The 15,619-nt window shown below is 48.1% G+C and carries 16 protein-coding genes; 7 read left to right on the forward strand and 9 right to left on the reverse strand.

What is annotated here, in order from left to right; translation table 11 throughout:
• Positions 1-225 precede the first annotated feature (225 nt).
• From WJT86_RS08735 to WJT86_RS08755, 5 genes are all read right to left on the reverse strand, one after another.
• Positions 226-1,797 (reverse strand): glucan biosynthesis protein, encoded by a 1,572-nt coding sequence (locus tag WJT86_RS08735; protein ID WP_346337182.1) that lies wholly within the window; start codon positions 1,795-1,797, stop codon positions 226-228.
• Positions 1,798-1,928: 131 nt separating this feature from the next.
• Positions 1,929-2,174, reverse strand: coding sequence for a hypothetical protein (locus WJT86_RS08740; protein WP_346337183.1), 246 nt, complete (start codon positions 2,172-2,174; stop codon positions 1,929-1,931).
• A 120-nt stretch (positions 2,175-2,294) separates the two neighbouring features.
• On the reverse strand, positions 2,295-3,326 hold the full coding sequence (locus tag WJT86_RS08745) for a nickel/cobalt transporter (RefSeq protein WP_346337184.1): 1,032 nt from the start codon (positions 3,324-3,326) through the stop codon (positions 2,295-2,297).
• Positions 3,323-3,943: a DUF1007 family protein gene (locus WJT86_RS08750; RefSeq protein WP_346337185.1), complete on the reverse strand. Its 621-nt coding sequence runs from the start codon at positions 3,941-3,943 to the stop codon at positions 3,323-3,325. The genes WJT86_RS08745 and WJT86_RS08750 overlap by 4 nt, the downstream gene beginning before the upstream one ends.
• Positions 3,944-4,032: 89 nt before the next feature.
• On the reverse strand, positions 4,033-5,067 hold the full coding sequence (locus WJT86_RS08755; protein ID WP_346337186.1) for a YeiH family protein: 1,035 nt from the start codon (positions 5,065-5,067) through the stop codon (positions 4,033-4,035).
• 205 nt (positions 5,068-5,272) lie between these two features.
• Between WJT86_RS08755 and WJT86_RS08760 the strand changes: the two genes are divergently transcribed.
• A complete protein-coding gene (locus WJT86_RS08760; protein ID WP_346337187.1) occupies positions 5,273-5,668 on the forward strand; it encodes a VOC family protein in 396 nt (131 codons plus the stop codon).
• 28 nt (positions 5,669-5,696) lie between these two features.
• Here WJT86_RS08760 and ung read toward each other — a convergent pair whose 3' ends face one another.
• Positions 5,697-6,404 (reverse strand): uracil-DNA glycosylase, encoded by a 708-nt coding sequence (ung, locus tag WJT86_RS08765; protein WP_407066951.1) that lies wholly within the window; start codon positions 6,402-6,404, stop codon positions 5,697-5,699.
• A 92-nt stretch (positions 6,405-6,496) separates the two neighbouring features.
• On the opposite strand from ung, the gene hemH reads away from it, so the two are divergent.
• From hemH to WJT86_RS08780, 3 genes are all read left to right on the forward strand, one after another.
• The gene (hemH, locus tag WJT86_RS08770) at positions 6,497-7,540 is read left to right on the forward strand and encodes a ferrochelatase (RefSeq protein ID WP_346337189.1); all 1,044 of its coding nucleotides are present in this window, start codon (positions 6,497-6,499) and stop codon (positions 7,538-7,540) included.
• Positions 7,541-7,651: 111 nt separating this feature from the next.
• Entirely contained in the window at positions 7,652-8,641 is a 990-nt protein-coding gene (locus WJT86_RS08775) for an SPFH domain-containing protein (protein ID WP_346337190.1), read from the forward strand.
• A gap of 10 nt (positions 8,642-8,651) precedes the next feature.
• Entirely contained in the window at positions 8,652-9,101 is a 450-nt protein-coding gene (locus tag WJT86_RS08780; protein ID WP_346337191.1) for an NfeD family protein, read from the forward strand.
• Positions 9,102-9,135: 34 nt separating this feature from the next.
• Here WJT86_RS08780 and WJT86_RS08785 read toward each other — a convergent pair whose 3' ends face one another.
• Entirely contained in the window at positions 9,136-9,459 is a 324-nt protein-coding gene (locus WJT86_RS08785; RefSeq protein ID WP_346337192.1) for a YnfA family protein, read from the reverse strand.
• 89 nt (positions 9,460-9,548) lie between these two features.
• Complete coding sequence (locus WJT86_RS08790) at positions 9,549-10,418, reverse strand: UTP--glucose-1-phosphate uridylyltransferase (protein WP_346337193.1); 870 nt, start codon at positions 10,416-10,418, stop codon at positions 9,549-9,551.
• 132 nt (positions 10,419-10,550) lie between these two features.
• Here WJT86_RS08790 and galE point away from each other — a divergent pair, with 132 nt between their 5' ends.
• The 3 genes from galE to WJT86_RS08805 all read left to right on the forward strand — a co-directional run bounded on the left by galE (position 10,551) and on the right by WJT86_RS08805 (position 14,138).
• Positions 10,551-11,537 (forward strand): UDP-glucose 4-epimerase GalE, encoded by a 987-nt coding sequence (gene galE, locus WJT86_RS08795; protein WP_346337194.1) that lies wholly within the window; start codon positions 10,551-10,553, stop codon positions 11,535-11,537.
• 117 nt (positions 11,538-11,654) lie between these two features.
• A complete protein-coding gene (locus tag WJT86_RS08800; protein ID WP_346337195.1) occupies positions 11,655-12,866 on the forward strand; it encodes a lytic murein transglycosylase in 1,212 nt (403 codons plus the stop codon).
• 81 nt (positions 12,867-12,947) lie between these two features.
• The gene (locus tag WJT86_RS08805) at positions 12,948-14,138 is read left to right on the forward strand and encodes an SGNH/GDSL hydrolase family protein (protein WP_346337196.1); all 1,191 of its coding nucleotides are present in this window, start codon (positions 12,948-12,950) and stop codon (positions 14,136-14,138) included.
• 9 nt (positions 14,139-14,147) lie between these two features.
• Here WJT86_RS08805 and WJT86_RS08810 read toward each other — a convergent pair whose 3' ends face one another.
• The gene (locus WJT86_RS08810) at positions 14,148-15,470 is read right to left on the reverse strand and encodes a hemolysin family protein (RefSeq protein ID WP_346337197.1); all 1,323 of its coding nucleotides are present in this window, start codon (positions 15,468-15,470) and stop codon (positions 14,148-14,150) included.
• Positions 15,471-15,619 lie beyond the last annotated feature (149 nt).

The following is a 15,619-nucleotide window of genomic DNA, read 5'->3' on the forward strand; positions in this document are numbered from 1 at the left end:
CCAGAAGTTTGTTTGTGTTGGGATCGTATATTTATCTATATTTGAAATATCCGTCAAATACTATAGTTTAGTTATTTTCTAAACTGGATTCGTAGTTTTTTATTATTCTAATGTATGTATTGTTGTTTATAATATTTGTATTTTTCTGATTTTCTATCTCATTATGGAATTGTTTAGTTGCAAGAAGCCCCCGGTCAGGGCCGGGGGCTGGGTATGCATAATGGTTCAGAATGGATGGTACTGATACATCCATGTTTCGGTCAGTACGTCATTGCCCTGTTTGAGGTAGGCACGCATCTCGACAGGTTCTGTACCTGATACGGTGAGGTCAAACTCAGCCCGCCAATGACCGGGTATATCATCAGGTACAGCGCGTGCACTGATATTGGAAAAACTGCCACGGGATGATGACAGGATAACCTCAGGTTTTACGCCTGACGGAATATGTGTCAGGCTTGCCCCAAAGAACTCGACAACAAACTTCCGAACCCCTTTAGGCCGAACAGTTCCTTCCTGTCCGCCATTGCCCATACGTGTTGCAACACAACGGGCAAGGTCAGTTCCAAAAGGCTCATTCGCAACCCATAGAGTACGGTACTTGAACTCGTAAGACTGTCCTGCCTTGGCTGGCTCTTTTGGAACCCACATCGCCACGATGTTGTCATGTATTTCATCGTCAGTTGGCAGCTCAATCAACTGTATGGCGCCTTCGCCCCAATTACCTTTTGGTTCAATCCATAAGGATGGGCGGCGGTCATAATAAACGCCATCAAGGTAATGGTCGAACAGTCTATCACGCTGACAAAGACCAAAGCCTTTCGGATTCTTATCAGAAAAGGCTGAGGCTGTTGCACGGGGAGGTGCATTCAGCGGACGCCAGATACGTTCACCCGAGCCTGTCAGCATAGCAAGCCCATCGGAATCATGAACTTCGGGGCGCCAGTCAATAGCTGTCTGTTTGGCTGTCTCCGAGAACCAGTACATGGATGTTAAGGGAGCTACACCGAAACGGGCAATATCTTTGCGCAGGAAGAGAGACTTCTCGATATCCAGGATGACATCTTTGCCGCGCTTCATGACAAACTTATAGGCACCCGTGATGCTTGGGCCATCCAGCAAAGCATAAAGTGTGACAGTGTCCGAACCCTGAGCCGGCGTCTCAAAATAGATATTGGTGAAATCCGGGAATTCCTCCGGTGTCTCAAAGACGGCGGTATTTAGAGCAATACCACGTGCGGACAGGCCATATTGGTACAATTCACCAATGGCACGGAAGTAGGATGCACCAAGGAATGCCACCCAGTCATTTTTGCGCCAGTCCAGCTTACCATTTCTGGCCTCTTGCAGACGAAAGCCTGCAAAACCACTATTAGAAGACAGCTTCTTTGCCGGAGAATCTGCCGGCATATCAAAATAGCTGTCGCTATACAGAATTTCGCGGGCCTGTCCCTTATCTATAACGTGCATATGGACGGGCTTCTGGAAGAAGCGCCCCAGATGAAAGAACGTTACCGGGTAGTCGCTCGGGCCATCTGCCCAGAGTGCGAGATCCGTTTTAAACTTGATCTTGCCATGGGCATCGTAATCAATGGCATCAAGGATAGGCTTGTTCGCATCAGAGGGCGTTACATAAGCGACTTTTGCCATGTCAGCTGCTTTCTTCTTAAGAAGATCAAAGCTGAAGCCTGCGGCAGAGCCCATCTTTAAGCCCTGTTGGGCAAATGAACTTTGTGGGAAACCAAGAGCTGCCAGAGCTGCCGTTGCGGCAGCCGAAGTCAGAAAAACGCGACGATCCATGTTGGGACGCGACCTTTCATTACGATGGTTCCAGCGCACCTGTCCTATACGCTGAAAGCATACAAGTTGAGCGTTTTCCATCAGGTCGCCATAGGAAGGAGCGACCTGTTAGTTGTAGTGAAGATACTGACTTACTTAGTGTAGAGCGGTTCAACCGCAACAGAGCTTTTCCAGAGTTTGTACATCAGCCATAAGCCGAGCAGGCAGAATATTCCGGTCAGGACATATTCGACCATAAGACCAAGCTCAAACAGTCCTGCAATCGCCCATGCACCAGCAAAGGCAATACCAAAAATCTCCGTGCCAATAAGAATCATCACGCAGACGATGGTGAAGAAGTTGAGTGAGTTGAAGCGGCCTTCAGGCTTTTTAGCCAATTTACATCTCCGTTGAGTACTGAGGCCAAATAACCCATTTGACCTCTGTCTGGCAAGTAAAACGATCGCTGTGGCAATTCTATGATCAGGGTTATCTATAGATATCTTACGTTTTTGCGCTTAACTGAGCCCCGTTGCAACCCATAAACCGGCCATAAGAGAAAAACCCAAAACAGCAACAAAGGCAGCCGCAGCCAGTTCAAGTATGGCTATTGCGATGGGGCCGATGCTGCTTTTGCCACCAGCCAACTGAAGAGCAAACGCTTTGGCAAAAACAGCAATTGCAGCAATAACGCCGGTTGTGATTGCCGTGCCAACAGCCATCATGAATGTTGCCGCAATACCCGCCACGAAGACGCCCTGAGAGAGAGCAAACACCAGGATGATCAAGGCGCCTGAGCAGGGTCTCAAGCCAGCGGCCAGAATGACGCCGGCCATTTCACGCCATGAATGAATTTTATCAATTGCTTCAGGTGGGGGGAGATGAACATGATCGCATTTTAATGCCGAGAGGTTGATTTCGAGACCATGTCTCATTGCCAATAGAGCAAGGAGTTTCCCTGCCTTTCGCCAGCACATGAGCAAACCAAGAATGGCAATTAATGCAAAACTACCGATTTCAATCAGGTCAGACCATTGTGTAATCTGACGGGCGGTTGCGTTAAGAATAATGGCTGCCGTGACGATAATTGCAATGGCAATAATAGCTTGCAGCAGGGCTGCCGCAAGGCAGACTGCGAGCCCTTTTTTCAAAGAGCGTTCACTGGCCATGATATAGGCTGAGATAACACCTTTGCCATGTCCGGGGCCTGCAGCATGAAACACCCCATAAAGAAACCCGACACTGAGTAGGGGCCAGATCGTTTGCCCATGTTCCTTGAGGGAGAGAACAGCGTCTGTCAGGGTTTTGTAGAACTTTCCCTGCAATGCTAAAATATAAGCACCAATACCAGATGTAACGGGCGCAGCCTCACGTGCGAGGCCAAACGGAACTTTTGCCGGAACCTTGGGGGCTTCTGGCCAGATGAGCCATGTTAGTAAAGCACCGACTACACCAATCACGATAATGGCACAGAGCATTAACCCGGTACGGTACAGGCTATAGCGGCCTGTGGTTATTGTCATATCTGTAGAGGAAGCAGACTGGTTCATGGGCACGCAATAACGGCTTTGTTAGAAAACTGGGCACCCATGCCTGCATTGGCAAAATAGTCTTCGGAATATTTGCTGAGTGCGTCGATGTCTTCCTGTTTGGGGCGGCTGATTGTAATGGTACATCCTTTGATTGGTCCGGTGAGAGTGACAGCTTTATCGGTATTCTCCAGCGAGAACGATACGAAAAAAGACTCATCATAAGCCTCAAACCCGATGATTTTAGGAGCAGGAGCCGGGACAGCCAAGGGTAGCTCAAAATACTGAACGAGCTGACCATCCTGCATCATCATTTTATAGTTTTTGGGTGGGTTAAACTTCTGATCCTTACCTTTGATTTTCAGCTTGGTGAAATATCCAAAATCAACCAGAGAGACGGTGTTCTCTTCTGCAAGAGGGGCCAGCTCCTCTTCTGACAAAATACCATCACGGTTGGTATCAAGGCCTGTCGTTATGTAAGCTGAATAGGCTTTATCGAATGTCCAGTAATGATGGACTTCAGTCAGGTTACCTTCGTTATCAAACAGCAATATTGATCGGGCTGTCACCCAGACGTGTGGGTGTGCGATGGCATCATGCGCAGGTAACACGAATGACAGGCTGATGATTAAAGCCAATGTTAGTCTGCGTATTAAAGACAGAAGAGAACAAGAGATATTCTTATATTGTTTCATTCAAAATCTGCTCATTGAACAATGTGGTTAGCTTAGGCCAAACCTATAAAATGTATGAGGGCAATGCTGATAATGAGCAGCATGCCAAGGGAAAGAATAACGGCTGTCGTTACCCGTCCCCCAACTTTAGAGAGGGTTCTCAAGTCAACGCCAAGACCAAGAGCTGCCATAGAAATGATCGTAAAGGCAACCGTTATGTAGGAACTATAATGCAGGAAAAATTCTGGTATCAGCCCTAAAGACCGCAAGATCATCATTGCTAAAAAGCCAATGATAAACCATGGCACCATCTTGTGGAAAGGAAGTGATACAGCCCGCGTATCGTTGCTACTGCCTTCAAATCTGGGAGCGAGCAAGGACATGGTTACAACAACAGGCCCAAGCATTAGAACGCGTACCAGTTTAACCAGCGTTCCAATCTGGGTTGCAATAATTCCAACGGGCATGGTTGCAGCGAGAACCTGCGGAACAGCATAAACGGTTAAGCCTGCCAGAACCCCGTATTGGCTTTCTGTATAGCTCAAAACAGGAATAAGAAGTGGTAGGCAGAGAACAACAATGACGCCAAGAATTGCGGTAAACGCAATGGATGACGCGACATCTTCGGAATCTGCTTTAATAACAGGGGCAACAGCAGCAATCGCTGAGTTGCCACAGATTGAGTTGCCGCATGCCACGAGAATAGCCATGCGTTGTGGTAGCTTTAATGCACGCCCAATCATATAGCTCGCAATAATTGCAAGGATAACGGCCAGAGCAATGCTGATGATGAGTGGCAGGCCCGCTGTTGCCAGTGTTTGAAGGCTGATGGAGGCACCGAGAAGGGCCACCGCGATTTCAAGAACAGTCTTTGCGCAGAAGGACATTCCGGGGAGATATGCCTTACCTGGCTGGAATAATGTCCGTACAACCGCGCCAATCAGAATTGCGATAACCAGCGCCTCTATCCATGGTCGGCCAGTCCAATGTTCTTCTGCCATTTGTGCGAGGACGGCAACACCAGATATTGCAATACATAGCAATGTGCCGGGGATGAGGTCGGTTAAGCGTTTAAGCTGCGCGGACAAGGGTACACTCTCGATGATTTGATAAGTTTGCGGATAGCTATGCCTGTGCCGCTTTGTCTTCTATCGTGCCGAGAGGCTAACGGAACTCATTTTCAAGTACAAGCATGTTGTCCTTCATTCCATAAAGGAATCGGGTATACCTCATCTGAATTTAATTTTAGGCAGCAGGCTTCATTGCCGCTGAACAGACTGAAATGAGGGCCTAATGGCAAAGATCATTCATTCAATGATACGTGTTCTTGATGAGGCGCGCTCTGTTGATTTTTACATGCGGGCTTTTGGCCTTGCTGTTGCTGAACGTTTTGAGTTTGACGGATTTACGCTCATTTATATGTCAAACAAAGAAAGCGGTTTTGAGCTTGAGCTGACAGTTAATCACGGCCAGACTGAGCCTTATAATCTGGGTAATGGTTATGGTCATCTTGCCTTCAGTGTAGATGATATCAATGCCGACCATGCACGGATGGAGACGGAAGGCTTTGCACCAACTGCTGTTAAGAGCCTGACATATAATGGCAAGCCCCTGGCCAGTTTCTTTTTTGTTCAGGATCCTGACGGATATAAGATTGAAGTCTTGCAAAGAGGCGGTCGTTACCTCTGAGTATATGAAGCGCGGGTTTCCGCGCTTTTTATATGGTCCAGTTGATTGGTGTCAGACCATGTTTCTGAAGCCAGTTATTGGTCTTCGTGAACGGGCGGCTTTTCCGGAAATCTCTGAGACGATTTAACGGGGAGGGGTGTCCGCTCTCAACGACAAGGTGTTTTCTGGTATCAATCAAAGAGGCTTTGGCACGAGCCGGGCCGCCCCAGAGAAGAAATACAATTGCCTCACGCTCTGATGAAAGTTTTTCGATAACCTGATCTGTTAATGCGGCCCAGCCAAGTTTCAAATGTGCACCTGCGGCTTTGGCTTCAACAGTCAGGGCGCTGTTTAGCAGCAGAACGCCTTGTTTTGCCCATGGTGTCAGATCTCCGGTACTTGGACGTTCCGGTTTTTCCTCGCCACGAAAATCGCTGCCAACCTCATCCAAGATTGTTTTCAGGGATGCCGGGATGCGGCGTGAGCCGATATAGGAAAAAGCTAACCCGTGTGCATCTCCCGGTGTTGGATAGGGGTCCTGCCCCAGAATCACAACCTTAACTTCCGAGAATGGGGTCAGTGTAAAAGCATTGAAAATGCAGGCAGGGGGAGGAAGGATTTCGGCTCCTGCTGCAGCGCGTCGATCCAGTTCTTCACAGATGCGTTGGGCTGAGCCATCTTGAAAAAAGGGAAGTTTTTTCCACTCTCCGGTAACGGGATTTTCAAGAAAGTTCTGGAGGTTATGTAAAATCGACATTGGCTTTTGGTTCATGCCCTGCTGCAATGATTTGGATATTGTTATAATTTGTTTATAAGGAAACGGGGACAGGAAACAAGCGAAGGTCTGGTATGAGCAGCGAAATTATTCAGTCACAAAATCTTCTCGCTAAATCAGGTAAAGTTGGAGTTCTTCTTGTCAATCTGGGTACACCAGAGGCAACAGACTACTGGTCAATGCGTCGTTACCTGCATGAGTTTCTCTCTGACCGTCGGGTGATTGAAACACCAAGGTGGTTATGGTGGCCGATTCTGAACCTTATTATTCTGACTGTTCGGCCCGGACGTAAGGGTAAAGATTACGATATCGTCTGGAATAAAGAGAAAAACGAAGGGCCTTTGAAAACAATTACGCGTTCCCAGTCTGAGAAGCTGGCAGATATGCTTAAAAAGTCACTTGGGGAGAAAGCCCAGAGTGTCGTAGTTGATTGGGCTATGCGTTATGGCAAGCCGCCAATTGAAGAACGTATTCAGGCATTGCTGGATCAAGGATGTGATCGGGTACTGCTTGTCCCGCTTTACCCGCAATATTCTGCCGCGACATCGGCAACAGTCTGTGATCATGCTTTCCGGGCTTTGATGAAAATGCGCTGGCAACCAACTGTTCGTGTTGCTCATCCCTATTACAATGATCCCGTTTATATTGACGCGCTTGTCAGTGCGATGAAAAAGGATTTGGCTAAGCTAACCTTTGAACCAGAAAAGATTCTGGTGTCATTCCATGGTGTTCCTGAATCCTATATCGTCAAAGGCGATCCATACTACGAGCAATGCCGTGTGACATGGCAGATGATGCGCGAGAAAATGGGGTGGCCGGAAGATCGTTTCATGATGAGTTTCCAATCCCGTTTTGGCACCGAGGAATGGGTTAAGCCTTATACGGATGAGACGATTAAAGGTTTTGCTGCCAGTGGCGTAAAGAGCATGGCTATTGTTGCACCCGGCTTTACAGCAGATTGCCTGGAAACTCTGGAAGAGCTCGATGGCGAGAACAGACACTACTTTGAAGAAGGTGGTGGCGAGAATTACGCTTTTCTTCCATGTCTGAATGACAGGGACGAAGGCATGAATGTTATTGAGACGGTTGTCATGCGTGAGCTGCAGGGATGGCTTTGACAGGCTGATTAAGCTTCGCCTGCTAAAGAGCAAAGAGAATACTGAGTTGCCAGTTTAACAACTCACACAACGTACTGAATTGTAAATTTATCAGTTTAAGGGTTGGAAGAAATGTACCTATCTGATTTTAATTTGAGCGGCTTTGATATCTTCGTTATCGTTGTCGTTCTGTTTATTATTTTAACGCTTGCATGGGGTGTCCGTTCGGTTCCTCAGGGCTATGCTTATACGGTTGAGCGTTTTGGCCGTTATTCTCGCACACTTGGTCCGGGCCTTGGTCTGATCGTTCCCTACATTGAAAAGATTGGCCAGCGTGTGAACGTCATGGAGCAGGTGCTCGACGTTCCAAGTCAGGAAGCTTTTACGAAGGATAACGCTGGTGTCACGATTGATGCTGCCGCGTTTTTCCAGATTCTCCAGCCTGCACGTGCGGTCTATGAGGTTTCAAACCTTTATCAGGCACTCCTTGTGCTCTCCATGACCAATATTCGTACTGTTGTTGGTTCAATGGATCTGGATCAGCTTCTCTCTCACCGTGATGAAATTAATGATCGCCTGCTCAAGGTTGTTGATTCTGCAGCAGAACCCTGGGGCGTTAAAGTTACCCGTGTCGAGATTAAGGATATTATTCCGCCTGCCGATCTTGCCGGTGCTATGGCACGACAGATGAAAGCTGAACGAGAGAAGCGTGCTGCCATTCTTGAAGCAGAAGGTTTGCGTCAGGCTGCTATCCTTGAGGCAGAAGGTGAAAAACAGGCCCAGATCCTTGCCGCAGAAGGTCGTCGTGAAGCCGCATTTCGTGATGCTGAAGGTCGTGAACGTCAGGCTCAGGCTGAAGCAGCTGCGACTTCGATGGTCTCCAACGCTATTTCTGAAGGCAATATGGCAGCTGCCAACTTCCTTGTTGCAGAAAAGTACATTGGGGCTCTGCAGGGTATGGTATCCGCTCCAAATCAGAAGGTCATCATTGTGCCGATTGAAGCTGCGGGCCTTGCAGGTGCACTTGGTGGTATTGCCGAAATTTCAAAGAGTGTTTTCGGTTCGGATGCGTCTGGGACCAATTCTAAGGGCTCTCGTGTTCCACCAATCAGCAAATCCTGAGGTTCGCTAAATGATTGCTAATCTTCTTGAAAGTCTTGGACCATGGAGCTGGGTTGTCGGTGGTGTTCTGCTGATATTACTTGAGCTCATGATACCGGGCGTCTTTATGGTCTGGCTTGGTTTAGCAGCTGTTGCGACAGGTGTGCTGGATTTCGCTCTGGATATGTCCTGGCAATTTTCAGCTCTGGTATTCTGTGTGCTTTCTGCAGTTTTTGTCGTTCTTGGGCGTATCGTTTTCCAGAGGAATGAGCCTAAAGACAGTGACGTCGGACTGTTAAACCATCGTGCCCGTCAGTTGATTGGCAATACATATATTCTTGACGAACCCATCATTAATGGTACAGGCCGGGTTAAGGTTGGGGATTCATCCTGGCTTATATCCGGACCTGACCTTCCCTCAGGGAGTAAGGTTCGGGTTATCCGAACAGATGGTTCAAGACTATTCGTCGAAGAAGCATAAGAGAGAAGGCCGGATTTTCCGGCCTTTTTGTTTGTTAGTTTTTCCAGCCAATCAGTATAACCAGAACACCAATCAGGATAATGATAGCGCCAAGCCAATCATATTGAGACAGCTTGATACCCTCAATAAAGCGAAGCCAGATGAGGGCTGTTGCGATGTATATGCCGCCATAGGCTGCGTACACCCGCCCGCTTGCTTCCGGGTGAAGTGTAAGAAACCATGCAAATAACATTAAGCTGGCTGCTGCCGGTATGAGAAGCCAGACAGGGGCACCTTTTCGCAGCCAGAGATAGGGCAGAAAGCAGCCGATAATCTCGCATAGAGCTGTTACTATAAATAAGCCTGTAATTTTAAACATTGGCAGTCTTTAGCACATACTCGTCTTGAGAATAAATAAAGGCGCAGGATGGAACTGCGCCTCTATGAATAATCATCAAAAACGGCTACTTATTTTTTGTTGAGCAAGGCCTGCAAATCTTTTCTCAGATCCGGGCCAATATCTTCGCGCTCAAGACCGTAAGCGATGTTCGCCAGAAGGTATCCAAGTTTGGAACCGGTGTCATAAGTAATGCCATCATAAATCATTCCGTAGAATTCCTGCTGTTCGCAGAGCTTTTTCATGGCATCTGTCAGCTGGATTTCCCCACCGGCTCCCTTTTCCTGACGGGAAAGGATGTCAAGGATTTCTGGCTGAAGGATATAACGACCTGAAATGATGTAGTTTGACGGAGCTGTTCCTGGAGCTGGTTTTTCAACCATGCCTGTGATTTCAAACGTTTTACCGTGCTCTGCACCGACAGCGACAACACCATACTGTGAGGTGTGATCAGGGGCGACTTCTTCAACCGCAATGATGTTGCCACCGTGCTTGTCATAGGCTTCAAGCATTTGTGTCATGGAATCTTTGCTCAGCATATCCGGCAGGAGAACGGCAAAAGGTTCATTGCCAATCCATTCACGGGCGCACCAGATCGCATGGCCAAGGCCAAGAGGTTCCTGCTGGCGCGTAAAACTGGTTGACCCGGCATTTGGCAAGTCCCGCATCAAAGCTTCATACTCTTTGATTTTGCCGCGCTCACGTAATGTATGCTGAAGCTCATAAGAAATATCAAAATGATCTTCAATAACGGCCTTGTTTCGACCCGTGACGAAAATGAAATGCTCAATACCAGCAGCTCTTGCTTCGTCGACAACGTGTTGAACCACAGGGCGGTCGACAACAGTCAACATCTCTTTTGGCATAGCTTTCGTTGCGGGTAGAAAACGAGTTCCGAGACCGGCAACAGGGAGAACAGCTTTACGAATACGTTGTTTCATCTGGGTAAAACCACCATAGGAGTTGCACGAGCGTTTTCTTGCCCGTAATTAGGCTAGTGATACACTTTAAAAATGAACGAGACATGAAGCTACGCTCCTACAACCATTGGGGTCAAGGAAGGGTTAATAAACATGACGGTTCTTGTCACTGGCGGTGCGGGATATATTGGCAGTCATACAGCACTGGCTTTGCTGGATGCTGGAGAAAAAGTTGTTGTTCTGGATGATCTGTCCACGGGCTTTGATTTCATGATTCCTGAACAGGCCACCTTTGTTAAAGGGGATATTGGTGATCAGGATTGTGTTGAGACAATCATTAAGCAGTACGGTATTACAGCCGTCATCCATTTTGCTTCAAAGATTGTTGTCTCAGAATCCGTCAGCCAGCCTCTTGAGTATTATGAGACGAATACATCCAAGAGCCGTAATCTGATTGAAACTGTAACCCGCTGTGATGTGAAGCACTTTATCTTCTCATCAACGGCAGCCGTGTATGGCGAGCCTGAAAAAACACCTATTCGCGAAGATGTTTATCTTTCACCCATTAATCCATATGGCCGATCAAAACTGATGGTTGAGTGGATGCTGGCTGATGCGGCTAAGGTTAGCGGGCTAGGTACAGTTGTTCTACGTTATTTTAACGTCGCAGGTGCTGATCCGGCCGGGCGGAGTGGTGAGACAACGCTTCCGGCAACCCATCTTGTGAAACTGGCTGCTCGCGCTGCTCTTGGTAAGCGTGATGGCCTTTCTGTCTTCGGTACTGATTATGCGACGCCTGATGGTTCATGCGTGCGTGATTATGTTCATGTCAGTGATCTGGCAGCAGCTCATGTCGCCGCTCTTAATCACTTGCGCACGGGTGGCGAAAACCTGACATTGAACTGTGGTTATGGTCACGGATTTTCGGTGCTTGAAGTCATTGAAATTGTGAAGCGTATTTCTGGAAATGACTTCCCGGTAAAACATGAAGAGCGCCGCCCCGGAGACCCGGCAGCGCTTGTTGCAGATGGGAGTAAAATCCAGACCCTTTTGGGCTGGGAACCTCAATATGATGATCTCGAGGCAATGGCGAATCACGCATTGGCATGGGAGAAGAAGCTGGTCGCGCGTGGGCTGTAGTCACGAAAATTTTATAGCTGTGTCACCAGCATTATCTCATATAATGTTTAGGTTTTAACCTTTCATTAAGCATAATGTTGTCGGTTAGGTTCAACTGTATGAAAGTTGGAGAAACCTATGACCACACGAGACAGCCAGTCGAGACGCGCATTTGTTGCAGCTCTTCTTGCATCAGGAGCTGCTGCAGCAGCAACTCCTTTGTCTGCACTGGCTAACCAGAGTGGTTTTGATCGGTTTCTTGCCAGTCTCTGGAATGAGGCACGTACTCAGGGAATATCCCGCAAAACCTTTGAAATGGCTTTTGCGGGTGTTGGGCCAAGCGATAAAATAATTGCTCATACGAAAAAGCAGTCAGAGTTCGTTCGTCCCATATGGGAATATATTGATGGTGCTGTTGGCAAGGCAAGGGTCAACCGTGGAGTCGATATGGCAGGTAAATGGGCACAGACCATTGCGCGTGTTGAAAAGAACTATGGCGTTCCCCGAACCGTTATTCTGGGGGTCTGGGGTATGGAGAGCAACTTTGGCAGCTATACTGGCAAGACCTATGTCATACAGGCTTTGGCAAGTCTTGCTTATGTCGGTTACCGAGGTGATTTCTTCCGTAAAGAACTGATTTCAGCATTACGTATTCTGCAGGAAGATCATATCTCCCGTGATATGATGCTTGGTTCTTGGGCTGGTGCCATGGGGCAGACTCAGTTTATGCCCTCAAGCTTCGAGAAATATGCGGTAGATGGTAATGGGGATGGTATTCGCAATATCTGGACATCTGTGCCCGATGCCCTCGCATCAACGGCTAATTACCTCCATATGCACGGCTGGGACCCGCGACTGCCCTGGGGCTTTGAAGTGGTTATTCCAGAAGGTACATATCTGCGCAGTCATCGGCACGATTTTGCAACCTGGCAGAAGCTGGGTGTTCGTCGGGCTGATGGTGGAAAGATGCCCCGTTCCGGTGAAGCGCAGCTTCTGGTGCTGACCGGGATGAATGGCCCCTTATTTCTGGTGACTGATAATTTTGAGGTTATCCGGGCCTATAACTCATCCGATGCTTATGCTCTTGGGGTCAGCCTCTTGGGAGATACGATTTATGGTGGTGGACGTCTCAGGACACCATGGCCTCGGAATGCGCCACGTTTAAGTGCTGCGGAACGGAAAGAAGTACAGCAGCTCCTTCGGCGTAAGGGGTTCTATGCCGGTGAAACAGATGGGAACCACGGAGCCAAAACCCGGGAGGCTATTCGTGCTTTCCAGATTAAATATAACTTGCCAGTCGATGGTTATGCTGACCACCAGTTGCTTGCCTATATGCGTAAGGTAAGGTGACGCATCATAAAAGAGCATTCTCCTGATGCGGATATGCCCTAAATCTGAATCGTAAGATGACTGTTCGGATTGGTTATAGCGGTGCAGATATTTTCTTTAAGGCAGATTGTTCTGATCTTGGGTATTGTGCTGGTTTTCAATACAGCATCAGCACAACCCCGAGATTCACAACAGGATGCATCAACTCCAAGTCGCGGATTTTCCAATATATTTGAACGCCAGCCGCCAAAGGCGGAAGGGTTCAGTTTACGTCGTCTGTTTGGCATTGAGGATGAACCCCAGCCGTCACGGCCCTCAACTGCTCCTGTCAGCAGACCAAAACCAAAAGCGCCAGTTGTACGTAAGCAGCGAGAAAAACCGCAGGCCCAGAACAGAATAATGGTTTTTGGTGATTGGTTGGCTGATAACCTGTCACAAGGTCTGGATGAAACATTTGCGGATATTCCAACAATTGCGATTGATCGCAGAACTTACCCTAATCAAGGCCTGAGCAGTGATAACAGAGGCGGCTGGTTAAAACTGGTGTCAGACTATCTGGCAGGGAAACCAAAAGTTACGATTGCCGTACTGATGATGGGGGTGTCTGACTTAGTGCCAATAGTGGAGAACGGTGAGAAGCATCCTGCTCTGACTGACCCGTGGAAGCGCCTGTATTCTGAGCGCGTCAGTGCCATATTACGGGAGTTCGCCAATAAGGGTGTTCCTGTCGTCTGGGTAGGGCTCCCGCCGGTCAGTGATAATCTGGCCTCTGAACAATATGCTGCAATCAACGCTCTTGTTCAGGATCGGGTGAAAGCCTCCGGTGGATCATTTATAGATATCTGGGCCGGGTTTGTTGATGATGATGGTAAGTTTACGTTTGATGGACCTGACGCCAATGGTGAGCCTACCAAACTTCGTTTAACTGATGGCATCTATTTTACCCGGAAAGGGGCGAATAAAATTGCTTATTATGTTTCTGCTGAAATAAAGCGGCTACTGGGGGGAAATCTTACGAATAGGGATGTCCCAACGGTATTGCCTGACAACAGCCAGAATAACGGCCCGTTTCTCGAAATAGATAAGACTATCATTCCTGAAAGTACATTAACGAACCAAGAGATTGGACCCGTTTTACCTCTGACCAGAACAGATGTATCGCCCAATGGCATTCTGTTGAAAGGAAGGACAGACCTGAATGCGGCCAGTGTCGCACGAAAGGCCTATCGGACAGGGGAGCCTGCTGCCGCTACGCCGGGGCGTATAGATAATTATACGCTTCCGGCGAACTGAGCATTAAAATCAGTTTTTCTGAAACTGCTTCAAGAGTAGTTTGTCGATACGCATGCCATCCATATCGATGATTTCAAAACGCCAGCCATTCCAGTCGAAATAGTCACCTGCAGCAGGAATGCGGCCGAGCTTGTAGAGAGCGAAGCCTGCCAGTGTATGAAAGTCTCCATCTTCTGGTTTTTCACCAAGCTGAAGAACATCAAAAGCCTCATCAACAGGCATCATGCCGTCCATGAGCAGGGAACCGTCTTCACGTACTGTGACTTCTGGCTCCTCATCTTCAATCGCAATATCACCAGCAATGGCTTCGAGCAGGTCAGCCTGAGTGACGATACCTTCAATGGTGCCATATTCATTGACCACGACGGCCATTCTGGTTGGGCGTTCCTTGAAACGTTCAAAGACCTTGAGTACAGGCAAGGATTCATGAATGAATGGAACTTCCTGAACGAGTGCTAATGGATCCAGTTTCTTCTTGTCGAGAATCTGGTCAAGCATATCACGCTTGCCAACAACACCGATCACATTGTCGACGCTGCCACGACTGACCACCAGCTGCTCATGACGACACTCACGGATGGATTCCAGAATATCTTCTTCCGTATCATCGGCATCAATCCAGATGATTTCTGGGCGCGGTGTCATGCAGTCACTGATGCTACGATCACCGAGATTGAAGATACGGTTGGCAACTTCCTGCTGTGCTTCATGCAGAAGTCCTGCTTCCCCACTTGCGGCAACGAGAAGTTTCAATTCTTCTGCTGAATGCAGTGACCCTTCACCGCTTTCGCCATTCAGTCCAACCCGACGTAATAGCCAGTTGCCAAGACCATTGAGGAAAACAATAGCTGGCTTCAGGAGAAACAGGAAGACATTGAGAGGGCGGACAACCCAGAGAGCTGTCAGCTCACTACGCTGAAGTGCAAGGCTCTTTGGTGCAAGCTCTCCCAGCACAATGTGCAGGGTTGTGATGATGGCGAACGAGATGATGATTGCAATAACGTGAGAGCCGGTTAAAGCCCAAGTTCCCGGTAAGATCTGGAGAAGCGGTTCAATCAGATGAGCGAGTGCGGGTTCACCAATCCAGCCAAGAGCCAGCGATGAAATGGTAATGCCGAGCTGGGTTGCAGCGAGATTGGCATCCAGATTATCAAGTGTTTTATGAAGGGCAGCAGCATTTGTACGCTTTTGTGCGACAAGCTCTGCGACACGGCTGCGTCGTACGGCTACGAGTGAAAACTCTGCGGCTACGAAAAATCCGTTGGCGAAAACGAGAATGAAAACAGAAAGAATCTTCAAAATACTAAGAGTCGTATCGTCGACGGTAAACATGATCTCCTTCGCTCTGCGCATTGCGCAAGACTGGCCAGTAATGCAAGAAAAGCGCCAGTTGGCCTCCAGCGCTTGATTTTCAAGGCCCGTTTATAATGAGCCTGATTTTTCATTTTACAATATAGAGGCAAATTAAAGCAAGTATACTC

The organism is Hohaiivirga grylli (assembly GCF_039655745.1).
In the GTDB taxonomy this organism is placed as follows: domain Bacteria; phylum Pseudomonadota; class Alphaproteobacteria; order Rhizobiales; family Beijerinckiaceae; genus Hohaiivirga; species Hohaiivirga grylli.

What these genes read in the sequence shown, in the direction of transcription:
- WJT86_RS08810 (WP_346337197.1), bottom strand. Translation starts at nt 15,470, where the DNA reads ATGTTTACCGTCGACGATACGACTCTTAGTATTTTGAAGATTCTTTCT.
- hemH (WP_346337189.1), top strand. Translation starts at nt 6,497, where the DNA reads ATGAGCAGCGAAATTATTCAGTCACAAAATCTTCTCGCTAAATCAGGT.
- WJT86_RS08745 (WP_346337184.1), bottom strand. Translation starts at nt 3,326, where the DNA reads ATGAACCAGTCTGCTTCCTCTACAGATATGACAATAACCACAGGCCGC.
- WJT86_RS08760 (WP_346337187.1), top strand. Translation starts at nt 5,273, where the DNA reads ATGGCAAAGATCATTCATTCAATGATACGTGTTCTTGATGAGGCGCGC.
- WJT86_RS08785 (WP_346337192.1), bottom strand. Translation starts at nt 9,459, where the DNA reads ATGTTTAAAATTACAGGCTTATTTATAGTAACAGCTCTATGCGAGATT.
- galE (WP_346337194.1), top strand. Translation starts at nt 10,551, where the DNA reads ATGACGGTTCTTGTCACTGGCGGTGCGGGATATATTGGCAGTCATACA.
- WJT86_RS08735 (WP_346337182.1), bottom strand. Translation starts at nt 1,797, where the DNA reads ATGGATCGTCGCGTTTTTCTGACTTCGGCTGCCGCAACGGCAGCTCTG.
- ung (WP_407066951.1), bottom strand. Translation starts at nt 6,404, where the DNA reads ATGTCGATTTTACATAACCTCCAGAACTTTCTTGAAAATCCCGTTACC.
- WJT86_RS08780 (WP_346337191.1), top strand. Translation starts at nt 8,652, where the DNA reads ATGATTGCTAATCTTCTTGAAAGTCTTGGACCATGGAGCTGGGTTGTC.
- WJT86_RS08775 (WP_346337190.1), top strand. Translation starts at nt 7,652, where the DNA reads ATGTACCTATCTGATTTTAATTTGAGCGGCTTTGATATCTTCGTTATC.
- WJT86_RS08790 (WP_346337193.1), bottom strand. Translation starts at nt 10,418, where the DNA reads ATGAAACAACGTATTCGTAAAGCTGTTCTCCCTGTTGCCGGTCTCGGA.
- WJT86_RS08800 (WP_346337195.1), top strand. Translation starts at nt 11,655, where the DNA reads ATGACCACACGAGACAGCCAGTCGAGACGCGCATTTGTTGCAGCTCTT.